We start from the raw sequence: 1,767 nt of genomic DNA on the forward strand, positions 1-1,767 counted from the left end.
GACAATAGTTGGGCTTGCCCCTGCGAAGATAGCTAGCTGCCGGGTCCTTTTTTTTGCCTTTTATATTCAAAAGCCAAGTCTTTATTTACTTTGACTTGGCTTTTTTCAGATTCATTAATTCTTTAATTGTATTTTCTAATGCGATTTTTGCGGCAACTGGATCCTCTATATGAATCACGGATTTTTCTAATGGACACATATCTGTGTTTGTCCTATTTCGGATTTCCTTAACAAGTTTATCGTATTTGAAAGAAACATTATTCTTTTCTAAATAAATTTTTGCTGATTCACTTAGAGTATGAGCATAAACAAATTTAATTTTTGCGAGAACGTATAGACAAGCAGCTGCTTTACCTACTATTGTATCTTCTATATCTGCGTTTTTATAAAAATTCATATCTTCATTAATTTTTGAAAGGATTGGTTTAACCCCAATATCATTTGAAGTATAAAATACAATATTGTTTCTTTTTGCGATAAATTTATTCAAATTCATCAGCTACTTTCTTTAGATTACTGATAATTGGAAGCTTTTGGGGACATACACGCTCACATTGTCCACATTCAATACAATCGTATGGCTTTCCGTGTTCATTTTTTAAATCATCATATTCTGATGATTTACCTTTAGATAAATTTTGTTTTCTTTTATTGAATAGACTAAAGTATTCAGGTATACAGATGTGTTTTGGACAACCAGGAGTACAATAGTTACATGCAGTACACGGAATAGCGATAGATGTTCGAATTTGATCACCCAGTTTAATCAAGAAATCATTTTCTTCTTGTGTCAACGGTTTAAATTTTTTCATATATGAAATATTGTCATTTAATTGTTCAAGGTTTGACATGCCACTAAGTACAACACGGATATTTTTAAGGCTTGCTGCAAAACGGATAGCCCATGATGCAATAGATAACGACCCATCTAAATTTAATAATTTAGTTTGAATATCTTTTGGAACGTGTACAAGGCTTCCTCCCTTAACAGGTTCCATAATAACAACTTGTTTCCCATGTTTAACAGCTGTTTCATAACATAATCTTGATTGTACACTTTCACTATTCCAATCAAGATAATTGATTTGAAGTTAAACAAAATCCATTTCAGGATGTTCAGTCAAAATTTGATCTAGAATATCAGCAGTATCATGAAATGAGAATCCAATTTCTCTTATTTTACCTTCTTCTTTCATTTTTTTAATAAAATCAAAACAACCAAATTTTAAAGCAGTTTGGTAATGATTACGATTTAAAGAATGCAGAAGATAATAATCAAAGTAATTAACTCCACATTTTTCCAATTGTTCATCAAAAATTCTTTTTGCATCCTCTTTTGTTTTCATAAATGGGACAGGTAATTTGTCAGCTAAAGTAAATGAATTTCGTGGATATCTTTCAACTAACGCTTTTTTGACAAATAATTCACTTTGTCTTTGGTGATAAGGATAAGCAGTGTCAAAATATGTAAATCCATTATCGATAAAAGTATCAATCATTTTACAAAATTGTTCTAAATCGACAGAAGTTGGATCTTCTGGATTTGTTAGTGGTAATCTCATACATCCAAAACCTAATTTCTTCATAAAAATCCTCCTATTATGTATAACTGAATTATAGTACAACTTTATTATTTAATAAAAATAATAATTTTAAAAATGTTGATAATCTGTATATATAAAAGGGATTTTGAATAATTATTAAAAAATGTAAAAAAAAATAAAAAAAACATTTGACGAAGTGGGAAGTATTTGGTAATATAGATGA

At 29.3% G+C, this 1,767-nt stretch carries 2 protein-coding genes and 1 pseudogene; all 3 read right to left on the reverse strand.

From position 1 onward, the window contains the following. Positions 1–85 precede the first annotated feature (85 nt). Positions 86–496, reverse strand: a complete 411-nt coding sequence (locus NE544_RS11925; protein ID WP_118116837.1) for a DUF1893 domain-containing protein — start codon at positions 494–496, stop codon at positions 86–88. Then, the gene (locus NE544_RS11930) at positions 483–812 is read right to left on the reverse strand and encodes a 4Fe-4S dicluster domain-containing protein (protein ID WP_256269489.1); all 330 of its coding nucleotides are present in this window, start codon (positions 810–812) and stop codon (positions 483–485) included. The genes NE544_RS11925 and NE544_RS11930 overlap by 14 nt, the downstream gene beginning before the upstream one ends. Further along, positions 786–1,586, reverse strand: a pseudogene (locus tag NE544_RS11935) (aldo/keto reductase); the annotation flags it as partial. The pseudogene NE544_RS11935 and the gene NE544_RS11930, both read right to left, overlap by 27 nt. Positions 1,587–1,767: the final 181 nt, after the last annotated feature.

The organism is Holdemanella sp. MSK.7.32, from assembly GCF_024460475.1.
GTDB lineage: Bacteria > Bacillota_I > Bacilli_A > Erysipelotrichales > Erysipelotrichaceae > Holdemanella.

Excerpts from the sequence above, each read along its gene's own strand:
- NE544_RS11925 (WP_118116837.1), bottom strand. The coding sequence starts at position 496 with ATGAATTTGAATAAATTTATCGCAAAAAGAAACAATATTGTATTTTAT.
- NE544_RS11930 (WP_256269489.1), bottom strand. The coding sequence starts at position 812 with ATGAAAAAATTTAAACCGTTGACACAAGAAGAAAATGATTTCTTGATT.